The 21,561-nt window shown below is 42.3% G+C and carries 23 protein-coding genes; 17 read left to right on the top strand and 6 right to left on the bottom strand.

What is annotated here, in order from left to right; all coding sequences use genetic code 11:
• Both DFO72_RS24650 and DFO72_RS24645 read left to right on the top strand, forming a co-directional pair.
• Positions 1–168 (top strand): aldehyde dehydrogenase family protein (locus DFO72_RS24650; protein ID WP_113884935.1); only part of this gene is annotated, 168 nt, incomplete at its 5' end.
• Between the two features lie 115 nt (positions 169–283).
• Positions 284–835: a cysteine hydrolase family protein gene (locus tag DFO72_RS24645; RefSeq protein ID WP_181782402.1), complete on the top strand. Its 552-nt coding sequence runs from the start codon at positions 284–286 to the stop codon at positions 833–835.
• Between the two features lie 125 nt (positions 836–960).
• Here DFO72_RS24645 and putP read toward each other — a convergent pair whose 3' ends face one another.
• Positions 961–2,430, bottom strand: a complete 1,470-nt coding sequence (gene putP, locus DFO72_RS24640; RefSeq protein ID WP_113884933.1) for a sodium/proline symporter PutP — start codon at positions 2,428–2,430, stop codon at positions 961–963.
• Positions 2,431–3,070: 640 nt separating this feature from the next.
• Here putP and aceA point away from each other — a divergent pair.
• Positions 3,071–4,360: an isocitrate lyase gene (gene aceA, locus DFO72_RS24635; protein WP_113884932.1), complete on the top strand. Its 1,290-nt coding sequence runs from the start codon at positions 3,071–3,073 to the stop codon at positions 4,358–4,360.
• Between the two features lie 208 nt (positions 4,361–4,568).
• The gene (locus DFO72_RS24630; protein ID WP_113884931.1) at positions 4,569–5,003 is read left to right on the top strand and encodes a YueI family protein; all 435 of its coding nucleotides are present in this window, start codon (positions 4,569–4,571) and stop codon (positions 5,001–5,003) included.
• Between the two features lie 189 nt (positions 5,004–5,192).
• On the opposite strand, the gene DFO72_RS24625 is transcribed toward DFO72_RS24630, so the two are convergent.
• Positions 5,193–5,549, bottom strand: a complete 357-nt coding sequence (locus DFO72_RS24625) for a cupin (RefSeq protein ID WP_113884930.1) — start codon at positions 5,547–5,549, stop codon at positions 5,193–5,195.
• A gap of 218 nt (positions 5,550–5,767) precedes the next feature.
• Between DFO72_RS24625 and gatC the strand changes: the two genes are divergently transcribed.
• From gatC to DFO72_RS24585, 8 genes are all read left to right on the top strand, one after another.
• Positions 5,768–6,058, top strand: coding sequence for an Asp-tRNA(Asn)/Glu-tRNA(Gln) amidotransferase subunit GatC (gene gatC / locus DFO72_RS24620; protein ID WP_113884929.1), 291 nt, complete (start codon positions 5,768–5,770; stop codon positions 6,056–6,058).
• Positions 6,059–6,071: 13 nt separating this feature from the next.
• A complete protein-coding gene (gatA, locus tag DFO72_RS24615; protein ID WP_113884937.1) occupies positions 6,072–7,529 on the top strand; it encodes an Asp-tRNA(Asn)/Glu-tRNA(Gln) amidotransferase subunit GatA in 1,458 nt (485 codons plus the stop codon).
• 12 nt (positions 7,530–7,541) lie between these two features.
• On the top strand, positions 7,542–8,969 hold the full coding sequence (gene gatB, locus DFO72_RS24610; RefSeq protein ID WP_113884928.1) for an Asp-tRNA(Asn)/Glu-tRNA(Gln) amidotransferase subunit GatB: 1,428 nt from the start codon (positions 7,542–7,544) through the stop codon (positions 8,967–8,969).
• Positions 8,970–9,134: 165 nt separating this feature from the next.
• Positions 9,135–10,187 (top strand): LytTR family transcriptional regulator DNA-binding domain-containing protein, encoded by a 1,053-nt coding sequence (locus DFO72_RS24605; protein ID WP_113884927.1) that lies wholly within the window; start codon positions 9,135–9,137, stop codon positions 10,185–10,187.
• A 128-nt stretch (positions 10,188–10,315) separates the two neighbouring features.
• Positions 10,316–11,164 carry an ABC transporter ATP-binding protein gene (locus DFO72_RS24600; RefSeq protein ID WP_113884926.1) on the top strand — a complete coding sequence of 283 codons (849 nt, stop codon included), beginning with the start codon at positions 10,316–10,318 and terminating at the stop codon, positions 11,162–11,164.
• On the top strand, positions 11,161–11,868 hold the full coding sequence (locus tag DFO72_RS24595) for an ABC transporter permease (RefSeq protein ID WP_113884925.1): 708 nt from the start codon (positions 11,161–11,163) through the stop codon (positions 11,866–11,868). The genes DFO72_RS24600 and DFO72_RS24595 overlap by 4 nt, the downstream gene beginning before the upstream one ends.
• A gap of 171 nt (positions 11,869–12,039) precedes the next feature.
• Positions 12,040–12,600, top strand: a complete 561-nt coding sequence (locus DFO72_RS24590) for a thioredoxin family protein (RefSeq protein ID WP_113884924.1) — start codon at positions 12,040–12,042, stop codon at positions 12,598–12,600.
• A gap of 19 nt (positions 12,601–12,619) precedes the next feature.
• Entirely contained in the window at positions 12,620–13,687 is a 1,068-nt protein-coding gene (locus DFO72_RS24585) for an NAD(P)H-dependent flavin oxidoreductase (protein WP_113884923.1), read from the top strand.
• A gap of 32 nt (positions 13,688–13,719) precedes the next feature.
• Here DFO72_RS24585 and DFO72_RS24580 read toward each other — a convergent pair whose 3' ends face one another.
• Entirely contained in the window at positions 13,720–14,652 is a 933-nt protein-coding gene (locus DFO72_RS24580) for a manganese-dependent inorganic pyrophosphatase (protein ID WP_113884922.1), read from the bottom strand.
• Between the two features lie 167 nt (positions 14,653–14,819).
• Here DFO72_RS24580 and DFO72_RS24575 point away from each other — a divergent pair, with 167 nt between their 5' ends.
• Positions 14,820–15,572 (top strand): metallophosphoesterase family protein, encoded by a 753-nt coding sequence (locus tag DFO72_RS24575; RefSeq protein ID WP_113884921.1) that lies wholly within the window; start codon positions 14,820–14,822, stop codon positions 15,570–15,572.
• A 197-nt stretch (positions 15,573–15,769) separates the two neighbouring features.
• Here DFO72_RS24575 and DFO72_RS24570 read toward each other — a convergent pair whose 3' ends face one another.
• The 3 genes from DFO72_RS24570 to plsY form a co-directional block, all read right to left on the bottom strand.
• Entirely contained in the window at positions 15,770–16,795 is a 1,026-nt protein-coding gene (locus DFO72_RS24570; RefSeq protein WP_113884920.1) for an STAS domain-containing protein, read from the bottom strand.
• 108 nt (positions 16,796–16,903) lie between these two features.
• Entirely contained in the window at positions 16,904–17,563 is a 660-nt protein-coding gene (locus DFO72_RS24565; RefSeq protein WP_113884919.1) for a DUF421 domain-containing protein, read from the bottom strand.
• Between the two features lie 104 nt (positions 17,564–17,667).
• Positions 17,668–18,294 (bottom strand): glycerol-3-phosphate 1-O-acyltransferase PlsY, encoded by a 627-nt coding sequence (gene plsY / locus DFO72_RS24560; protein ID WP_113884918.1) that lies wholly within the window; start codon positions 18,292–18,294, stop codon positions 17,668–17,670.
• A gap of 397 nt (positions 18,295–18,691) precedes the next feature.
• Here plsY and DFO72_RS24555 point away from each other — a divergent pair, with 397 nt between their 5' ends.
• The 4 genes from DFO72_RS24555 (at position 18,692) to DFO72_RS24540 (ending at position 21,306) form a co-directional block, all read left to right on the top strand.
• Positions 18,692–19,051: a hypothetical protein gene (locus tag DFO72_RS24555; RefSeq protein WP_113884917.1), complete on the top strand. Its 360-nt coding sequence runs from the start codon at positions 18,692–18,694 to the stop codon at positions 19,049–19,051.
• A gap of 124 nt (positions 19,052–19,175) precedes the next feature.
• A complete protein-coding gene (locus DFO72_RS24550; protein ID WP_113884916.1) occupies positions 19,176–19,433 on the top strand; it encodes a hypothetical protein in 258 nt (85 codons plus the stop codon).
• Between the two features lie 64 nt (positions 19,434–19,497).
• Positions 19,498–20,115, top strand: coding sequence for a TetR/AcrR family transcriptional regulator (locus DFO72_RS24545; RefSeq protein WP_113884915.1), 618 nt, complete (start codon positions 19,498–19,500; stop codon positions 20,113–20,115).
• 255 nt (positions 20,116–20,370) lie between these two features.
• Positions 20,371–21,306: a diacylglycerol kinase gene (locus DFO72_RS24540; RefSeq protein ID WP_113884914.1), complete on the top strand. Its 936-nt coding sequence runs from the start codon at positions 20,371–20,373 to the stop codon at positions 21,304–21,306.
• Positions 21,307–21,561: the final 255 nt, after the last annotated feature.

Below are 21,561 nucleotides of genomic sequence, written 5' to 3'. Positions count from 1 at the left end.
GAAGATTTCCATGTTGGAAACTTATACTTCAACCGCGGCTGTACAGGTGCGATCGTTGGATACCAGCCATTCGGCGGATTCAACATGTCAGGAACGGACTCCAAAGCGGGCGGCCCTGACTACATTCTTCTGCACATGCAGGCGAAGACTACTTCTGAAATGTATTAATAAACCTCCGATTGGAGGCGGGAACAGCAACTTGGTTGCTGTTCCTTTTTTATTGGATATTAGGCACTTTGAAGTATATGATGAAAATAAGCCTACAGATTGGAGTGATGCAAAAATGCCAAACAAAGCTTTGATTAATATCGATTACACAAATGATTTTGTAGCGGAAGACGGTGCCCTGACATGTGGTAAGCCCGGACAGCTGCTGGAAAAGAAAATCTCAGAGCTTACACAAGAGTTGATCGCAATTGGGTATTTCACTGTTTTTGCCATTGATGTTCATGATAAAGGAGACATCCATCACCCAGAAACGAAATTATTTCCGCCACATAATATCAGGAACACGGAGGGAAGAAATCTTTACGGTTTATTGCAGCAGGTTTATGAAACAAACAAAGACGCTGAAAATGTTTATTTCATGGACAAAACGAGATATTCTGCATTTGCAGGAACCAATCTCGAGATAAAACTGAGGGAGCGCGGGATTGAGGAGGTGCACCTGGTCGGTGTATGTACAGACATTTGCGTGCTTCATACAGCAATCGATGCTTATAATAAAGGGTTTAAAATAGTAATTCATAAAGATGCTGTCGCATCATTTGACCAGAAGGGCCATGAGTGGGCCTTAAGGCATTTTGCAAATACGCTTGGAGCAGAAGTAATTTAATGATTGCCTGCTTTGTAATTTAGCCGGCAACCAAAGGATTGATTCCCAGCTCAAGGCTGTAACTGTATTGGAGAAAGGACTTACATACAAAAAGCCCTCTCCACATAGGAAGAGGGCTTCTGCAATTAATTTTTAAGGACAGACTTATACTGATTGTACTGGTCCTGAACTTCTTTGGAAGGTGCCTTATCGAGAAGGCTGACGATGATAACCGCCAATCCTGCAAATAGGAAGCCAGGCGCCAATTCATACAGATCAAACAGTCCGCCGGTAAGCTGTGCCCAAACAATTACTGTTACAGCACCAACAATAATACCGGCAAGGGCGCCATTTCGTGTCATGCGTTTCCAAAACAGGCTCAGGATGATGACTGGCCCAAAGGCTGCACCAAATCCGGCCCAAGCATAACTGACAAGTTCCAATACCTTGCTTTCGGGGTTATACCCCAAGAAGATGGCAATAATGGCAATGCCCAGTACAGCAATTCTGCCAACAATCATTTCTTCCTTTTTGGAAGCATTTCTTCTGAAGATGGATTTATAGAAATCCTGTGCCAGTGCACTTGAAGAAACGAGCAATTGAGAGTCAACTGTGCTCATGATTGCTGAGAGAATGGCTGCTAATAAGAATCCAGCTACCCATGGATTAAATAGTACCTGTGAAAACATAATGAACACTGTTTCAGAATTGGCAAGCGGTGCATCTGCAAAATAGGCGATACCGGCAAACCCTACAAACAGAGCTCCAAATAACGAAAGAACCATCCACGTCATGCCGATCAAGCGGGCTTTTGGAACATCGTTTGTTGATTTTAATCCCATAAAGCGGACCAGGATATGCGGCTGTCCAAAATAGCCAAGCCCCCAGGCCAGCAGGGAAACAACGCCTACAAACGTGGCTCCTGAAGCAACATCCAAATGTGTTGGATCGATTGCACTGATTTGATTTAATGTTTCATTCCATCCGCCAAGCTCCTGAATCGCTACTATCGGAATGATTATCAAGGCTAAGAACATTAAAATACCTTGAATAAAGTCTGTCCAGCTGGCTGCCAGAAACCCGCCAAATAATGTATATGACAAAATAACAGCAGCTCCGACCCAAAGCGCGAGGGTATAATCCATCCCGAATGAATTTTCTAATAGAATGGCACCGCCGACTAGGCTGGAAGAAGTATAGAAAGTAAAAAAGACTAATATGACGATTGCAGAAACTACCCGTAGCAATTTAGAAGTATCATGAAACCGGTTTTCAAAATACCCGGGAACTGTAATCGAATCGTTGGCTACTTCTGTGTAGACACGCAGTGGCTTAGCAACAAACTGCCAATTCAGATAGGCACCGACTGCCAGACCGATAGGAAGCCATATTTCACCCATACCGCCTAAGTAAACAGCTCCAGGCAATCCCAGCATTAACCATCCGCTCATATCAGAAGCTCCGGCACTCAAGGCTGCAACTCCAGCTCCAAGCCCTCGTCCGCCTAAAACATAATCAGATAAATCTTTAGTCATTCTGGCTGCAAGCACGCCAATCAGCAGCATGCCAACCAGATAAACAATAATGGCAATTAACGTTGGTATATTTATATCCATAATTATTTATCCTCTCCTTTCAACAAAATATGAGATGCCTGATAGTACGATCAATAATGGCATGGGAATAAGAAGCCAAAGCCACGTCGCCATAGTGAAATCCATATGTTCACCTCCATATTCTATTAGTGTCCCCATTAAAAAACATACGTGGAAAAAATTTCGTTTATACAGGAACATACAGTTTTGTGTTTGTGGAAAAATTAGTTTGGGGAATGAGCCACTTTGGAAAGACGTTTATAATCATAACATAATAAAGGTTGAGGGACAAAAAATCTAAAAAACTATAAAGTTATAAATGTATAAAAATACGTTATTTCGCATTAATTTGCTGTTATATCACATATATCAACATATCTATTCATCTAAATTTATAAAATTAAGTTGGCGAAAAGAGCAGTTTTATTGGGTAGATTAGAGAATTAGCGGTAAATTTTGAAAATTTTTTTAAAAAGGGGTTCCCATTAAGAATTCTCTGTTATATAATACGATACATAGATTGTTTATTGTGTTATAACAACGTAGATTGATATCATAACAGTTAACAATTTTATACCTGTTATGATACAGACAGAAATGCATTGCAACTGGGAGTTTGCTTAAATGATGATTTTCTAAATTAAAAGGAGGATTTAATCAAATGGCAGATGAAAGAGTGCGTCAGTTACAGGAAAGCTGGGAAATGGAGGGACGCTGGAATGGAGTAGAAAGACCGTATACGGCTGAGGAAGTCATTAAATTAAGAGGATCAATTGATATTGAGCATACATTAGCGCGCCGTGGTGCAGAGAAGCTGTGGAAGCTTGTGAATGAAGAAGACTTCGTCAATGCATTAGGGGCGTTAACGGGAAACCAGGCTGTCCAGCAGGTTAAGGCTGGGCTGAAGGCCATATACTTAAGCGGCTGGCAGGTTGCTGCAGATGCGAATCTGTCCGGAAATATGTACCCGGACCAAAGTCTATATCCGGCCAACAGTGTTCCAAGTGTAGTAAAAAGAATTAATCAGGCCCTTCAGAGAGCTGACCAGATTCATCATATGGAAGGCGATCATTCCATTGACTGGTTCGCTCCGATTGTAGCAGATGCGGAAGCAGGATTCGGCGGCCAGCTTAATGTATTTGAACTTATGAAAAGCATGATTGAATCGGGTGCCGGCGGAGTACACTTTGAGGACCAGCTATCTTCTGAGAAGAAATGCGGCCACCTTGGCGGAAAGGTTTTGCTGCCAACCCAGACTGCTGTTAAGAATTTAATTTCTGCCAGATTGGCAGCGGATGTTATGGGCGTGCCGACTGTCATTGTCGCACGGACTGATGCAAACGCTGCAGATTTAATTACCAGCGATGTGGACCCTTCTGATGCACCTTTCATTACCGGGGAACGCACACCTGAAGGTTTCTTCCGTACGAAGGCAGGCCTTGACCAAGCGATCGCTCGGGGATTGGCGTATGCTCCTTATGCAGACCTGGTATGGTGTGAAACATCTGAACCGGATCTTGATGAAGCGAGACGCTTTGCTGAAGCAATCCATGAAAAATTCCCTGGCAAGCTCTTAGCGTATAATTGCTCTCCTTCATTCAATTGGAAGAAAAAACTCGATGACGAAACGATTGCCAAATTCCAGGTTGAGCTCGGAAAAATGGGCTACAAGTTCCAGTTTGTTACTTTGGCAGGATTCCATGCGCTAAACCATAGCATGTTTGAACTGGCTCGCGGCTATAAAGACCGCGGAATGGCAGCTTACTCTGAACTGCAGCAGGCCGAGTTTGCCAATGAAACACATGGCTACACGGCAACAAGACATCAGCGTGAAGTGGGTACCGGCTATTTTGACCAGGTTTCCATGGTCATTACTGGAGGAACTTCCTCAACAACTGCTTTAAAGGGATCCACTGAGGAAGAACAGTTCACTGAAAAGCAGGAGGCTTAAATTTTACCCGTATGTAACTTGAGTTTTCACCTGTATATTCTCCTATTTTGAACCTCTCTTCGATGGAAGGGAGGTATTTTTTTGCTTATGAGGCAAGCACGGTACATGCTGCAAAAACATACATACTTATATAGGCGAAATTTGAAATAGAGCGTAATACTGAATACAATGGAAGCATTGAGGTCATATAACGATGGAGGATGTACAATTGGCTGAAAATATAGATGATTATCTTCAACAGGGGATTCATGGACAAAAACAGACCAAGCCTGATGAGCGCCGCAAGTTTCTTGGCTCGCTTCGGGAGAGGGTGGTCATTGCTTTGAAGCAGCCGCAGATGAGGGAAGATGGAATCTATCCGCAGGTGGAAGATGCCCTTAAAGCCAACAGCAAGGCTCATCTTTATCTGAATGGAAATATGAGCTACTCCTATTTATCAAAATATATAAAACTGGCTTCAACCTATAAGGTCGAATATACAATCGTCACCAATAAAGAACATAATTCAGAGATCGGGCTGGTTTTAGCCTATGGCTATGCAATTGATAAGCCGGAAATTTTTGTGGAGAGAAAAACGGTTAAAGCAGAAGCAAAAAAAGAAAAAAAGAGCGGCCTGCTTGCCAAACTATTCAAGCGGAAATGAGCAGCGTCTGCAACGCTGCTCTATTTTTGGGGGAAAGCATCACAATACCGGCCAATTTTTACCGGTCGAAACGTGAATTTACGGGTCAAATTTAATAAAATACCGGCCGAAATGAGGGATTTACCTGCCAAATCAAAAAGTACCGGCCATACTTCAGCATTTACCGGCCAATGCCAGGTGATCCGCTATCTATTCCAAAGCCTTCAGGTACAGATGCGGATCCAAATCAGGACCTTCAATCACAATTGCAGTCATGCCAAGGTAAGAGCCTGATTCATGTTCCTCTCCCTCAGACCAATAAACAGCTGTTCCCTTTTGGACTGCAATTTGCTCACCGCCAGCAGTTTTAACCCATCCTTCGCCGTCAACGATGAGAAATAGCTGGGGACAAGCTGCCGGATGCATGCCTAAAACACTATTATCCTTCAGGTGGATACACCCAACTGCAGCTGTTTTGTTCCTGATAATCGGGGTGATGCTTGCATTGTGGCTGCTGAATTGGGCAATTTCCCTGCTGACATCCAAATCAAATCGGAAAAATTCCATAATTGTACCTCCTGTACTTATTGCATCCCCATTTATTCGGTTTCGCTTTTCATTTATCCTCTAAAAAGAGAAGCAAACACACAATTCACTGAACTCATGGTAAAATAAGCAGAAGATTGCTAAGCCAGCTGGCGTGCGCGTATTGCTTTAACGCGCGAAAGTTTGGTATGATCATTATAATTGTGCATTGACAGTATTCATTTTTGGAGGTGGCATTAATGTCGAGAATTTCAATAGATCAGGTTAAGCATGTTGCACACTTGGCGCGACTAGCAATGACTGAGGAAGAAACTGTTTCTTATACCGAACAGCTGGACAAGATGATTTCATTTGCCGAGCTGCTGAATGAACTTGATACAGATCATGTTGAACCAACATCCCATGTTCTTGATATGAAGAATGTATTGAGAGAAGATAAGGCGAATAAGGGGCTTCCACAGGCAGAAGTTCTGAAAAATGCGCCGGAACATCAGGATGGCTATATAAAAGTGCCGTCTATTATTGAATAGGGAGGGGAAAATGGTGAGTTTATTTGACCATAAGGTATCGGAACTTCATCAGCTTTTACATAAGAAAGAAATCACGGTTACCGATCTTGTCAGCGAATCGTACAAGAGAATAGGTGAAGTAGAAGATAAAGTACAGGCTTTCTTGACGCTTGATGAAGAAAGAGCCCGCCAGGCAGCTAAAAGAATGGATGGGAAACTTGGAACGGACGAAGCGAAAGGCCTTTTGTTCGGAATGCCAATCGGCGTGAAGGATAACATCGTAACGAAGGGGCTGCGCACAACCAGTGCGAGTAAAATACTTGAAAATTTTGATCCGATTTATGATGCGACTGCTGCATCCAAATTACATAATGCTGAAACCATTACAATCGGTAAACTGAATATGGATGAATTTGCAATGGGATCATCCAATGAAAACTCAGGCTTTCAAGTAACCCGAAATCCATGGAATCTAGAAAGAGTTCCCGGGGGATCTTCCGGCGGTTCTGCTGCTTCTGTTGCAGCCGGTGAAGTTTTATTTTCTCTTGGATCAGACACAGGCGGCTCAATCAGACAGCCTGCTTCTTATTGCGGAGTTGTTGGGTTAAAGCCTACATATGGAAGAGTATCAAGATTCGGACTGATCGCGTTTGCCTCATCTCTGGACCAAATCGGGCCAATTACACGGACCGTTGAAGATAACGCATATCTGCTTCAGGCCATTTCAGGTGTGGATCCTATGGATTCTACTTCAGCAAATGTTGAGGTCCCAAGCTATGCGGAAAGCTTGAATGGGGATGTAAAGGGGCTGAGAATTGCCGTACCGAAAGAGTATTTGGCTGAAGGTGTAAATGAAGAGGTACGCCAGTCAGTACTTGAGGCCCTGAAAGTGCTGGAAAAACTTGGGGCAACATGGGAGGAAGTCTCCCTGCCGCATTCGAAATATGCACTGGCAACGTATTATCTGCTGTCCTCCTCTGAGGCATCCGCGAACCTGGCGCGCTTTGATGGTGTACGCTATGGCTACAGAACAGCAGATCCTGAGAATTTAATCGATTTATACAAAAAGACCCGTGCAGAAGGCTTCGGTGATGAAGTGAAACGCCGCATCATGCTTGGAACATTCGCTTTAAGTTCAGGCTATTATGATGCTTACTATAAAAAGGCACAAAAGGTGCGTACACTCATTAAACAAGACTTTGAAAATGTTTTTGAAAAATATGATGTCATTATTGGACCGACAGCACCAACTCCTGCCTTTAAGATTGGTGAAAATACGTCTGATCCGCTGACTATGTACGCAAATGATATTCTGACAATTCCAGTAAACCTTGCCGGCGTTCCTGGAATCAGCGTACCTTGCGGATTCGCGGATGGATTGCCGCTTGGCCTTCAGATTATCGGAAAGCATTTTGATGAAAGCACTGTTTACCGCGTAGCGCATGCTTTTGAGCAGGCTACAGAATACCATAAGCAAAAACCGGGACTGTAAGGGGGGAAATTCATGAAATACGAAACGGTTATCGGACTTGAAGTACACGTTGAGCTAAAAACAGATTCAAAAATATTCTCGGCAAGCCCAAACCATTTTGGGGCAGAGCCCAACTCCAATACAACGGTTGTCGATCTCGGCTACCCTGGAGTGCTTCCTGTCATTAATAAAAAGGCAGTTGAATTCGGAATGAAAGCTGCGATGGCACTGAATTGTGAAATCGCACCTGTTACAAAATTTGACCGGAAGAATTATTTTTACCCGGATAACCCAAAAGCCTACCAGATTTCGCAATTCGATAAGCCGATTGGAGAGCATGGCTGGATTGAAATCGAAGTCGATGGCTATAAGAAAAAAATCGGCATTACGCGGATCCATCTTGAAGAAGATGCAGGAAAACTGTCTCATGCTAAAGGATATTCTCTTGTAGACTATAACCGCCAGGGTACCCCGCTGATCGAGATTGTATCTGAGCCGGATATCCGCACGCCAAATGAAGCATACGCATATCTGGAGAAATTAAAGTCCATCATCCAGTATACAGGCGTTTCTGACTGCAAAATGGAGGAGGGTTCACTTCGCTGTGATGCGAATATCTCCCTTCGTCCTGCGGGTCAGGAGGAATTTGGCACAAAGACAGAGCTTAAGAACCTGAACTCCTTTAACTTTGTCCGCAAAGGACTTGAGTACGAGGAGAAACGACAGGAAGAGATATTAAGTTCAGGCGGTACAATACAGCAGGAAACATTGCGCTATGATGAAGCGACCAATACAACCATTCTAATGAGGGTAAAAGAAGGTTCGGATGATTATCGTTATTTCCCTGAGCCTGATTTGCTTGATATCCATATTGATGAAGAGTGGAAAGAGCGCATTCGTGCTGAGATCCCTGAGCTTCCGGACCAAAGAAAGAACCGCTATATTGAAGAACTCGGGCTTCCTGCTTACGATGCAGCTGTCCTGACAGTCACAAAAGAAACATCCGATTTCTTTGAAGCGGCTGTCCAAGCAGGAGCTGACGCAAAGCAGGCTTCCAACTGGGTGATGGGTGAGCTGTCGGCATACCTGAATGCTGAACAAAAAGAGCTGACAGATATTGCTCTGACACCAGAGGGACTTGCCGGCATGATTAAACTGATAGAAAACGGCACCATCTCTTCCAAAATTGCCAAAACCGTCTTCAAAGAACTGGTTGAAAATGGCGGAGATCCGGAAACAATCGTAAAAGAAAAAGGCCTGGTTCAGATATCTGACGAAGGTGCACTACTTAAGATTATCGGAGAAACACTTGATGCGAATCCGCAATCGATCGAGGATTTCAAAAATGGAAAACAAAAAGCAATCGGCTTCCTTGTCGGCCAAATCATGAAAGCCACAAAAGGACAGGCCAACCCGCCGCTTGTCAACAAATTATTGCAGCAGGAAATTCAGAAAAGATAGCTATATATTGGGGCATGAAATCAATCGGTTTCATGCCCCTTTTTTGCTTGAAGAATAACTGCCATTCGACAAATACCCCTATTATTTCCCAGGAAAATCTATATTTTACATGTGGCTCAGCGTTATAATTACAGGTATGAAATCTTAAAAACCAGGTGATTAGAAGTGGCCATTTTAAAAATAACAAATTTAGAAGAACATGATGAACATACTGTTGTATTTCCTCCATTTAGTCTAGAGGTCTTTGCAGGCGAGACTGCAGCAGTTCATACAAATACAAATGTAAGGAACGTATTATTGAGTATGTTCATGGGGTCAATGCCGATTTCCGATGGAGAAATAAGGGTTAACGAAATTAGTGCGGCGATAGACAAACGCAAATTTTTGGCGAACATTGGAATCTTCTCTTTAAATGACGGGCTATATGAAAGATTAACGGTGAAGGAAAACTTCTCCTTTTATAAGAACCTATATGGATCGGAAATATCAGTAGAAGAAGGGCTGCGTGCTGTTCAGCTGGATGCAGAGCGAAATCAGCAGGTTAGAAAATTATCCTATTCACAAAAAAGACGAGTCCATTTTGGCCGTATGCTTTTTAAGAACCCTGCATTGTTTATTTTTGAAGAGCCTGACCAAAATATTGATTTGGAAACAAAGAGTGTCTTCATAAAACTGATAAGGAAGCTTTGCCAAAACGGGAAAGGTGTTTTAATATTAACTGGTAATTTGGAGAGTGCGCTTGCAGTGACCAGCAGGGTTTATAGGCTTGGTGAAACTGGTCTGCAGGAGCTTGACGTTTTACAGGATGAACCGGATACAGCGGCCCAGGAACAGCATGCCGATCTGCTGAATGGAGAAACGCCAGCGGTACAGCCCGTTCGCTTTGAAAAGGTCCCAACAAAAGTAAACGATAAAATCGTATTATTCGACCCGCCTGAAATTGATTACATTGAAAGTAGCGATGGCCAATCCAATATTTATATAAAAGGTGAAGTGTATCCAAGTGTATTTACACTGGCAGAGCTGGAAAGAAAACTGCACCCCTATGGCTTCTTCAGATGTCACCGCTCTTATATTGTTAATCTGCAGAAGGTCCGGGAGGTCGTGACGTGGACAAGGAATAGTTTTACACTGGTGCTCAATGATGCTTCTAAATCATCAATCCCTTTATCAAAAGGGAAAATGGCGGAGCTAAAAGAAATGCTGGGGTTAAAGTAAGCTCCATTCCACTCCTGTATTGCTCCACTCAGCCTCTGAAGTGCTCTTTTTATCTGGAATATAATGTGGGGGTTTTCTTTATGAATTAAGATGAATGCATAAGAAAACAAACCGCATGGAGGATGAAAATGGAGAATATCATTGAAGTCAAATCATTGGCCAAATACTTTTCAGATCAGCCGGCACTGGAAAATGTATCATTTAATGTAAAAAAGGGAGAGACTTTCGGATTTTTAGGACCAAGCGGATCCGGCAAAACAACTACCATAAAAATTTTAACCGCTCAATTAGCCCAGACAGATGGGGAGGCTTTAGTATTTGGGGTTAATGCTTCCAATCTGAAGAAAGAAGAATACCGTAAGAAAATCGGAATCCTGACTGATAATAGCGGTTTATATAGCCGTTTAACCATTTATGATAATTTAAAGCTGTATTGTGATCTTTATGATGTACCGGATAAGAGGATTGATGAAGTTCTGGGCATGGTTAATTTAATAGATGAAAAGAAGAAGGCTGTTTCTAAACTATCAAAAGGGATGACTCAGCGTGTGACACTGGCAAGGGCATTCTTGCATCAGCCTGAGCTGCTGTTTCTTGATGAACCGACTTCAGCACTTGATCCAGTAAATACAAAGCATATATATAAAGGCTTAAAAGACTTAAAAGAAAAAGGAACCACGATCTTTTTGACCACACACGATATGAATGAGGCTGAAACGCTATGTGACCGCGTTGCGTTCTTAAATAATGGGGCTATTCAATTGCTGGATTCACCTAAAGCGCTTCGCCAAAAATTTGCCGATCATACATTGACTGTTGAGCTGACTGATGGGAGCAAAGTAATTGTTGATAAAGGACCGGGCGGAGCACAAACTGTGTATGATTACATGTCTGGAAATAAAATTGTCTCAATCTATTCGAACGAACCGACTTTAGGGGATATTTTTGTAGAAGTAACAGGGAGGAAATTAGCATGACTTTTTCAATGAAACGATCTATGGCCATCTTATATAAGGATTATAAAGATGTCTCGAAAAACTTATATGTTTCTACTACCGTCCTCCTTCCCCTTGTTATGGCCGCGATTTATGGACGCATGGGAATTGAGGCAATCGATACACATTATATGGTCATCAATATGATTTTTAGTTTAGTAGCAGCCTATGTGCAGTGCTCACTTATTGCAGAGGAAAAAGAAAAAAATACATTAAGGGGACTTATGCTGTCTCCTGCAAGTACCCTGGAGATATTATTCGGGAAAAGTTTATTGAGCTTTATTAGCACCATAGCCGTTATCATTATAGCTGCATTTTTAACTGGTTATAATCCTGATAATGTAATAATAGTTGGAATGGCTATTATTCTATCTGCTGTCTTCTATATTGGAGTTGGCACATTGCTTGGATTGCTGACAAAATCCGTAATGGAAGCATCGGTTGTTATTTTGCCCATTATGATGATTTTTTCCTTTGGCTCGTTCTTGACCCCTTTTATAGAAAAATATCCTGTTTTAAAATTTATTGAGTATTTGCCGAATCTGCAGCTGATTGAGTTGGCTAATCAGGTTGAAGCGGGGGCTGGCCTAGCGGATGTATGGTTCCATCTGGCAGTGATAATTGTATGGACTGCAGCTGTGTTTGCACTCGTGGTTGCCGTTTACAAAAAACGAATGATGGATTGATGACAAGGCTGGCCGTTTTTCGCCGGCCTTCGTTTTTTGACGACAGCCTCTTTGTCTAATTTCCCAGGAAAAGATGTTTTTCTGCAAAATTCGGCAGCAGTAATCAGAAGGAATGATGGGGAGCCATACAGAATTAGTAAGTAGGCATTTAGAAAAAAGGAGTGTTTATTAATGGAATTACTGGATTGGTTCCAAAAAGGGCTGAGTCTGCAAGAATACCTAGGGGGAATGAAAGTAAATAAAGATGAAATGATGGGCATTTACGATCGTTTCTCTTTATCAGATAAGGAGAAAGCAAGATTGGAAGAATTTAAGGACACTGGCCTGAAAGTGATTGTACTCACTGAAGATTGGTGCGGCGATGCGATGCTGAATAATCCGATTCTACTGAAAATCGCAGAGGAATCCGGTATGGAAGTCCGTTTTATTTTAAGGGATGAGAACCTTGAGCTGATGGATCAATATTTGACTAATGGAACATCCAGAGCAATACCCATTTATATTTTTATAGATAAAGAGGGGAAGGAAAAAGCTGTTTGGGGACCTCGTGCCAAACAGGTTCAGGAAATGGTGGATGAGGGAAGAAGTAAGCTCCCCGCACAGTATGCTGAAGACTTTAAGGACAAACAAATGAGCATGTACAGGAGACTAACGGCTTCCTATCAGGAGGATTCTAAGATCTGGCATTTTGTTGCAGATAGTATAGCAGATGCTATTGTTTCGGGGAAATAAAGGCGGAAGGATGTTTTAAATGGGCTGGAACCGGAATTCCATAACTGCGATGCTGGATATAAAATACCCTATTTTCCAGGCTCCTATGGCTGGAGGGATGACAACTCCGCAATTAATCAGCGAGGTGTCCAATTGTGGGGGACTTGGAAATATGGGTGCAGGCTATATGAGTTCAGACGAAATAAGGAACGATATTAAACAGATTCGGAATCTGACAGACAAGCCATTTGGCATCAATCTGTTTGTTCCGGATAGTGAGGCTTCGGCGGATGCAGAGGAAATCAGCAGCATGGAGGATATACTCGCCGGATACAGCAGTGAGCTTGGTATGAAGGAAAAACCTTCTCTGCCAGAAAAGGATTATGTTGCTTTATATAGAAAACAGCTTGATGTTTTGATGGAGGAACGTGTGCCTGTTTGCAGCTTTACATTTGGCATTCCTGACTCTGCCATTATTTCTGAATTAAAGAAACAGGGTACGATTATTATTGGAACAGCAACCAATGTAAAGGAAGCAGTGGAATGGGAAGAGGCTGGCACAGATGTGATTATTGCTCAGGGGTTTGAAGCCGGGGGGCACCGTGGAACTTTCGGCAGCGAAGAAGGCGGGCTTATCGGTACCATGGCTCTAATACCACAGGCAGCAGATGCGGTCAGCTGTCCTGTGGCTGCGGCAGGGGGAATAATGGATGCCCGCGGGATTGCTGCGGCTATGATGCTTGGCGCAGCAGGAGCCCAGCTGGGAACAGCTTTTCTTACATGCAGGGAAAGCGGGGCTCACTCACTGTACAAACATGCACTATTAAATGCAAGGGAAGATCAGACCGCTGTGACGAAAGCATTTTCCGGGAAGCTTGCAAGAGGGATTCGCAACAGGTTCATGGAAGAGATGAAAGGTCTGCAGGCATTGCCTTATCCATTGCAGAATGATATGACAGCGCCTATCCGAAAGCAGGCAGCCAAGCTGGAGCGGACGGAGTTTATGTCATTATGGGCCGGACAGGGAGTGACACTGGCTGAGGAAGTAACAGTGAAGGAGCTGATGATAAAACTTGTTATGGGGACAGAAGCGTTGCTGGATAAGTAAAAAGCAGTGCCAAGTGCGGCACTGCTTTTGTCTTATTTGCCAGCCAATACGTTAGTAAGCGGCGGTACGATCTGCTTTTTGCGTGAAACAACGCCCTTTAATACGGCACTGTTGTTTTCAAGGGTTACATCATAAGCTTTTTCAACTGCTGCAGCTTCTTTGCCAAGAGAGATGGCAACTGAGTCGTTGTTAAGGATGTCAGTTAAAACAAAAACAAAAAGGTCAAGCTCTTTATGATTGATATTTTCAGTAATGACAGCTTCCAATTCTTCCTGGCGGCTTAATACGTCATTTAGGTCCACTGCATTAACCTGAGCGATTTCTGTTTTATAGCTTCCCATTTGGAATTCCTTTGCGTCAAGGGAGATGAGATCTTTCACGCTCTTCTTGCTTAAATCTGCTCCTGCTTTAAGCATTTCCAGACCATACTCTTCAGCGTTTATTCCCGCGATTTCAGCAAGCTCGCGTGCTGCTGCAACGTCCTGATCTGTGCATGTTGGAGATTTGAACAGCAAAGAATCGGAAATGATGGCCGAAAGCATTAAACCAGCTGTTTCCTTGCTGATTTCTACTCCGTTTTCCTTGAACATTTTGTTCAGAATAGTTGCTGTGCAGCCAACAGGCTCTGCTCGATAGTAAAGCGGATCGCTTGTTTCAAAGTTCGCAATGCGGTGGTGGTCAATAACCTCAAGGATCTTCACATCTTTGATATCATCAGCGCTTTGCTGGAACTCATTATGGTCTACAAGGATTACTTCGCTTGCTTCTTTGGATACTGCCTCAACAAGTCGGGGAGCTTCAGCCTTAAAATAATTTAAAGCATATTGTGTCTCCTCATTTACCTGACCCAGACGTATTGGCTCTGCATCAACGCCTAATTTGTTTTTTAATTCTGCATAAGCAAGTGCTGAACAGATTGAGTCAGTGTCTGGGTTTTTGTGTCCGAAAACAAATACTTTTGACATAAATCCTACTCCTTCTATATGTAATGTTGGTTTTGGCATGCTGTTATTTTACCATATTTCTAATGTAATGGCGGTACAGGGAAAAATCAAATTTTGTTTTTTCAATTGTTAGAGGAAGCCTGGATGTTTTGGAGAAATTAAATAAGAATAGTAAGGGGGAGACATACATGGGGAAAGTAGCCATAATTTCTGATATTCATGGAAATATCACAGCTTTGGAGGCGGTGCTGGACAATATCCGCGAGCGCGGAATAGAGATTATTTTCTGCCTGGGTGATTTAATAGGAAAAGGGCCAAACTCCCGTAAAGCCGTTGAACGGATAAAAGAAACCTGTGAAGTGGTCCTTCTTGGAAACTGGGATGATTTCATGCAGAAGCCGCTGGACTTTGAAGAGGGTCAATGGCATCAGAGACAGCTTGGGGAAGAGGCGTTAGCCTATTTAGGAACTCTGCCATTCCATCACGATTTTTATATGAGCGGCAAATATGTAAGGCTCTACCATGCTTCTGCTAAAAGCATTTATCATCGGGTTGTACCGATGCGGGATTCTTATGAAGAAAAGCTGGCTATGTTTGAGAATACAGTAAACATTAATTCCGGAGAGGACGGGCTAATTCCGGATGTTGTCGGCTATGGGGATATTCATGCTGCATTGATTGAACCGGTTCATCCGCAAAGGACTCTATTCAATGCAGGAAGTGTTGGGAATTCCCTGGATATTCCTCAGGCAACCTATGCGATTTTGCATGGGGAATACTTATCGAAAGAACCTGCGCCTTTCTCAATCGAAATTGTCCGGGTTCCTTATGATATTGAAAAGGAAATAAGCATTGCCAAGGATATGGGTATGCCTAATATAGAGGCCTACGCGCTCGAGCTGCGCGAAGCGAAATATAGGGGGGCTCCTAAGAAAGTATAATCCACTGATAAGAAAGACTAAAATAGCCTGTACGCACATAAGTAAAATTATCCGCACTTAAAATAAGGCTATGCGCACATAAAAAATTTTATCCGCACACAAATCCTGGTTATACGCACATAAATTTCGACAGTTTTTACATATTTAACTTAAAAAAGCTGACCTCCCGCCTGCTGCGGAGTCAGCTTTTTCCGTTATTAAAAGATTTTCCTGCCTTTTTTGGACAGTGCATAATAAATGCCGTGCTGCAGGTTTGTGAAGCAGTTAAATTTAGAAAGATTAAAATTAGTTTCCGTAATCTTTGTGCCAAGTTCTGGTGAAATGCCAACCAGAATGGTTTCGGTGCCAATCAGGTTAGCTGCAGCTGCCAATTTGCTTAAGAATTCGACGGTATAGGCACTGATGGATTGATTTAACCCGGTTAAATCCAAGATCAGACAATCTGCCTGGTGCTTCGGCAGGCTGTGGAGAGTTTTATCCACGAGTTCTTCTGAGCGGAATTCATCATATCTTCCCAAAAGAGGGACAACAACGATTCCATCCAGGACTGGAATAACCGGTGAAGAGATTTCTTTAACAAGCTGCTTTAATTCAATCGTACGGTCCTCCACTAATTTTTCAAGCTCGCTGATTTTTTTTGATTCTTCGCGCCTCGCCAAAGCGTGTATATTTTCCTCAACCGTAACGCTGGATGGGAAATAATCGAGGCCGGTATATTCCTGGCCTGCTAACTGGTCAGCTGATTTTTTATACCAGAGGCTTGTTCCGAACAAAGCGGAAAAGATTCCTGCAAAGTGCCCCGGCAGAAAAGTTCCAGACTCATTTTTCTCTTGTTCTTTGTTGATCTTGTATTCCCAGCTGTCCACGGTTTTGACACTGGCTGTTTTATTTACGGGATCCAAGTCTGTGATGACGAATTTCCCCCAGCCGGCAGAAGCGTATATTCTAGGGATAATTGTAGCCACTTCGACTATGGGCAAATTTAAGTCTTTGAAAAACTTCCCTACTACCATTCCCTGCCTGAAGCCGGTGGTCTCAAGTACAAGGCTGGAAGTCTCCTTTCCAGAGATCTCTTCAATCGTATCGAAGAAGCTTTTCATGGCGGATTTTATCCAAAATAGGACCGCATCATCGCCTTCAAAATTAAACAGACCTTTTTCAAGGTCCCAATTAAAATCAAAACCATCAATTTTGGTTTCAAGCACTAGGCTATTTTCTGTCATACCATTACCCCCTGATATTGATATGTATAGTTAAGTAACTTCTATTTGTCTCGTAAGTAACCAATGTTATATACCCTCAACTTCAAACCTTAAACCAATATTTGAAAATTATCTGCGTCTGTTTATATTCAATTTTTTCGACTTTTCATTTACATAAGCGTACATAATATCTTTCTCATTCAAATTGTTTTGCCGCAGCTGCTCTAAAAGCCAATCTTTAGTCTGTCCCAGCAGCTGGATATTACGCTCCTGAATCCTGCCATCCACAATAACTGCAATAGGGAGGCCCTCATCCTGAATGGGGATATTTAAATGTTCGACGGTAACAGGCGTATTGGCTACTTTCGGTATGATGCTCACTTCACCGATAGGCTCGAGAATGGCATAATCCACATCCGCAATTTTGGGATAGCCTTTGCTTCTTAAGATAGACAGCAGCTGAGATATGGATAGGTGGGATTTTTCCAGATTGTCTTCCAGGATTTCCCCATTTTTAATCAGCATCGTCGGTTCCCCAAGAAAAAATCGGTTGCCAATTTGGTTTAAAGTCAAATAGGAGAAGAGAATATGAAGGGCTACAAGAATGGCCAATGCTGCTAATGTCGGCAAGAATTCTGTGCTTATAAGAGGCTCAGAGGCAACTGTGCCAACAATAATGATGGCGACCAGGTCATAAGGAGTCATTTGGATAATTGTCGACTTGCCCATCAGTCTCATAATCATGATTGTGATTAAGTAAAGACTTAATATTTTTAAGATCAAGAACATATGCAAGCTCCTTTGACTGCACTTTTATTCAAAGGATTTGCTTAATGAACAGCTTTCATGTGAAAAATAATAAAAAAAGCCCGAATGCAGGGTCCGGGCTTCGTTTAGGCTCGTTTTTTATGATCTCTTGGAGGGATGCGGTCATTTTTCAGGCGCTTATCATTGATTTTAGGCTCATTTTTATCAATGAAGTTTCTAATATTCGAACGGTGAAGAAAAATCAAAAATAATAGGAAAATAGAAAAGATAAGTTCATGTTCAGTGCCTTCGGTAAATAAAGAATAGATAAGTAAAGATGCACCCACCGATAAAGAGCCAAAAAATACATACTTCGTTGCGTAAATGACTGCGACAAAAGAAATGTAGGCGATCAAAAACATCCAAATATTTGCTGCAAACAATACACCTGCCGTGGTTGCGATGGCTTTTCCTCCGCGGAATCCTGCAAAGATCGGAAAGCAGTGGCCTGCTACTGCAATCATCCCGGCCATTAACGGATCGGTCTCAGCGTTCAGAATGAGAGGCAATGCTGCAGCTGCTGCTCCCTTGCCCACATCCACCAGCAGAACTACGATAGCTGCCTTTTTGCCAAGTACCCTTAGTGTATTAGTCGCACCAGGATTATTGCTGCCATGATCACGGATGTCGATCCCAAAGGCATATTTGCCGATCAATAAGGCTGTAGGAATTGATCCTATCAGGTACGCTGCCAAGTAAATTAGAAATGTCATCGTATCCATCCTTTTTCATCAATATATTCAATAATGGTTTAGAGTTGTCCATTATTTAAAAATATTTTCACTGCTACCCTCTTTGTAGTCACCGCTTACAGTTTACCATATAATGGTTTTGTTCGAAGCGGGAAATCTATTATTATTTTAATATTAAGCGATAAAAAAATATGGAAATAAACGCTTTTTGGTGAGATTTTTTATAAAAAAAAGTATTGAATTATTCAATTCTCTCGATTATGATTGTTTCGGCACTCAAAAAGAATGAATGTTATCCGAATAGATATAAGGGAAGCTGATATAGTCCAGGATTTATTCGATCGGCAAAATACCCAGCAGGATATTTTCATGTTCCTGAACGCTCCGCTGTCAGGAAGATTGGAAGGAGATGATCTTCATGGATCACTTTTCATTGGAAGAATGGCGGAAATATGTGAAAAATGAGCTGTCAGAACCAGAACGCGAACTCTATGAAGATCATCTCTATATATGTGATCAATGTCTGGAAGTATACCTCGAAGCAATGGACGAGGAGGAGAACTCTTTGCCGGAAATGCAGGGGGAAGATGAGTTTACCAATCTTGTTATGGCTCAAATTACAGGAGGAAATCCGGAAGAAGCGGACAAGGAACACAAAGAACTTTCCACTAAAGAATCCTGGTTTGAGCGCTGGTTTCCCATTGCATTTGCCTGCTTTATGCTGGTTGGGGGATTAGTAACGATGTACCGGGATAAAAACCAAATAGATCAGGATTAACTCTTAACGGACAGTTAGGAGTTTTTTGTGTACAAAAAGTTTGAAAATTCATTCGAAAATACTTACAATAAAAAGACTAATCAGTTTATTTTAAAAGATAATAGTATGCTTGGGAGTGAGAAATATGGGGAGAAGGCAGGTTCCGCAGAAAATGCAAAAAAAGAGCAAGAGCATCCATCTTGAGCAATGGATCTGGGACTTGGCAGCGCAGATGCAGCCATGCCGTTCCGCAGCTATCAGAGATTTATTTCTCGCTAAAGTGAAAGAAGACTTGGTAATGGCCGGATTGGCGGAGGAAAATACAGAAATCACGAGTGAACATGCCAGCCTATATATAGAAGAAGTTCTGAAAAGAAGTGACATCAATCATAAGTGCTGCTGATATTTAATGCGGGAATAACTTGAATTTTCTCAGAGACTAAACCAAATACAATGGAGGGACAGACTTGGCGCCTATCGTATCAGAGGAATATAAGCGGAAGAAAAAGAAAGAGATCCTGGCGGGCGCATTGGCATGCTTTGCTAAAAAGGGATTTCAGGCAGCGACCATTGATGACATTGTCGCTTATTCAGGAATCAGCAAGGGAGCTATCTATAATTATTTTAAAAGCAAGGAAGAAATCTATCTGGAGCTTTTGAATGAGCAGACAGAATCAGCTAATGCAAGACTTGAAGAGAACATTTCCATGCTCTCTTCTGCGGAAGAGAAACTGGAATATCTTTTTGATTTGTATAGGGATATGAGCCCATTCAGCCAGGAACGAAAAGATAGAATTACTGTACAGCTGGAATTTACGCTGCATTCCTCCAGAGATGAGAACTTGAATCGAATTCTGAATGAGAGAGGAAAGAAGTTCTTTTTGAAATTGATAACAGACATTATGGAGGATGGGCAAATTGCCGGGGAATTCCGTCCGGATGCTGATCCAAATCATGTAGCGGGATTATTCTGGACTTTTATGGACGGTGCAATGCTTCATAGAGCAATTAATGAAGAATATCCATATAGAACCATTATTGACTATGTTAAGAACCTTGTTTTGCAGGATCTGAAAAAGGAATAATGCTCAATTGCATCCTGCTTAATGCGATTTCAGTTACATGTCCAAGAAATATTACTTAATTACGATACTTTTTTGCCTAATGAGGGTATAATTCATTTGTGCATCTGACCACTTGTGAAAATAGCGGGAAGTGAATAGAATAGAAACGGATGGCAGTGAATAATTGCTAAGCTGCGGACTATTCGCTATGATGTAAAAAGATGGAATAATATATAAGGATCAAGTTTAGATATTTCAATAATAGGATGATGGGCTATGAAAAGAGCAAGAATTATTTATAATCCGACTTCAGGCCGGGAAATTTTTAAAAGACATTTAGCAGATGTTCTCCAAAAGCTGGAGAGTGCAGGATATGAAACCTCATGCCATGCCACCACAGGTGAAGGAGATGCGATTAAAGCTGCACGGGCAGCTGTTGAACGCCGCTTCGACCTGGTTATTGCAGCAGGCGGTGATGGTACGATTAACGAGGTGGTAAACGGACTCGCTGAACAGGATTACCGCCCGCGCCTCGGCATTATCCCAACGGGCACAACCAATGATTTTGCCCGTGCGCTCCATATTCCAAGAGATGTGGAAGCGGCTGCTGAAATCATTGTAAAAGGAGATACCATTCCTGTCGATATTGGCCGCATAAATGAAAAATATTTTATTAATATTGCTGGTGGCGGAAGGCTGACAGAGCTGACTTACGAGGTGCCAAGCAAGCTTAAAACCATGATTGGCCAGCTCGCCTATTACCTAAAGGGAATTGAAATGCTGCCTTCCATCCGTTCAACTGAAGTAAGCATTGAGTTTGACGGGAAAATCTTTGAAGGTGAAGCCATGCTTTTCCTTGTCGGTCTGACAAATTCAGTCGGCGGGTTTGAAAAGCTGGCGCCGGATTCCTGTATAAATGACGGGCTATTTTCCCTGCTGATATTAAAGAAAACCAACCTTGCTGATTTTATCCGGATCGCGACAATGGCTGTCCGGGGTGAGCATGTAAAAGATCCGAACGTCATCTATACACAGGCAAACCGCATTAAAGTACAATCCAAGGAGAAAGTCCAGCTCAATCTTGATGGTGAATTTGGCGGGCTGCTTCCTGCTGAATTCGTAAACCTGTACAGGCATTTGGAAGTATTTGTCCCAATTGATCAGATTCGTGAAGAAGACCGCCCGACCGATTGGGAAAGTTCACACGAATAATAGGAAGTCCGCTCTCTAACAGGGCGGGCTTTTATTTTGCAAAACTCATGAGATTGTGAACGAGGCAAATCAGTATTCCTGCAAATAGATTCTGGAAAACAGACAGGGTAAGCTTACAAATAGACTGGAAAATATGCTAATAGAGTGTTGGTTTTTTCATACAGGCATGATAAAGGGTATGCAGGTTCAAATCTGTACTATATCCATTTCGTATTTACCCCTTTTTTGTGATACAATCTGTCTAGTCAAAAAAGG

It is taken from the genome of Cytobacillus oceanisediminis (genome assembly GCF_004366035.1).
GTDB lineage: Bacteria > Bacillota > Bacilli > Bacillales > Cytobacillaceae > Cytobacillus > Cytobacillus oceanisediminis_C.
This window is presented reverse-complemented; position numbering and strand designations above follow the sequence as displayed.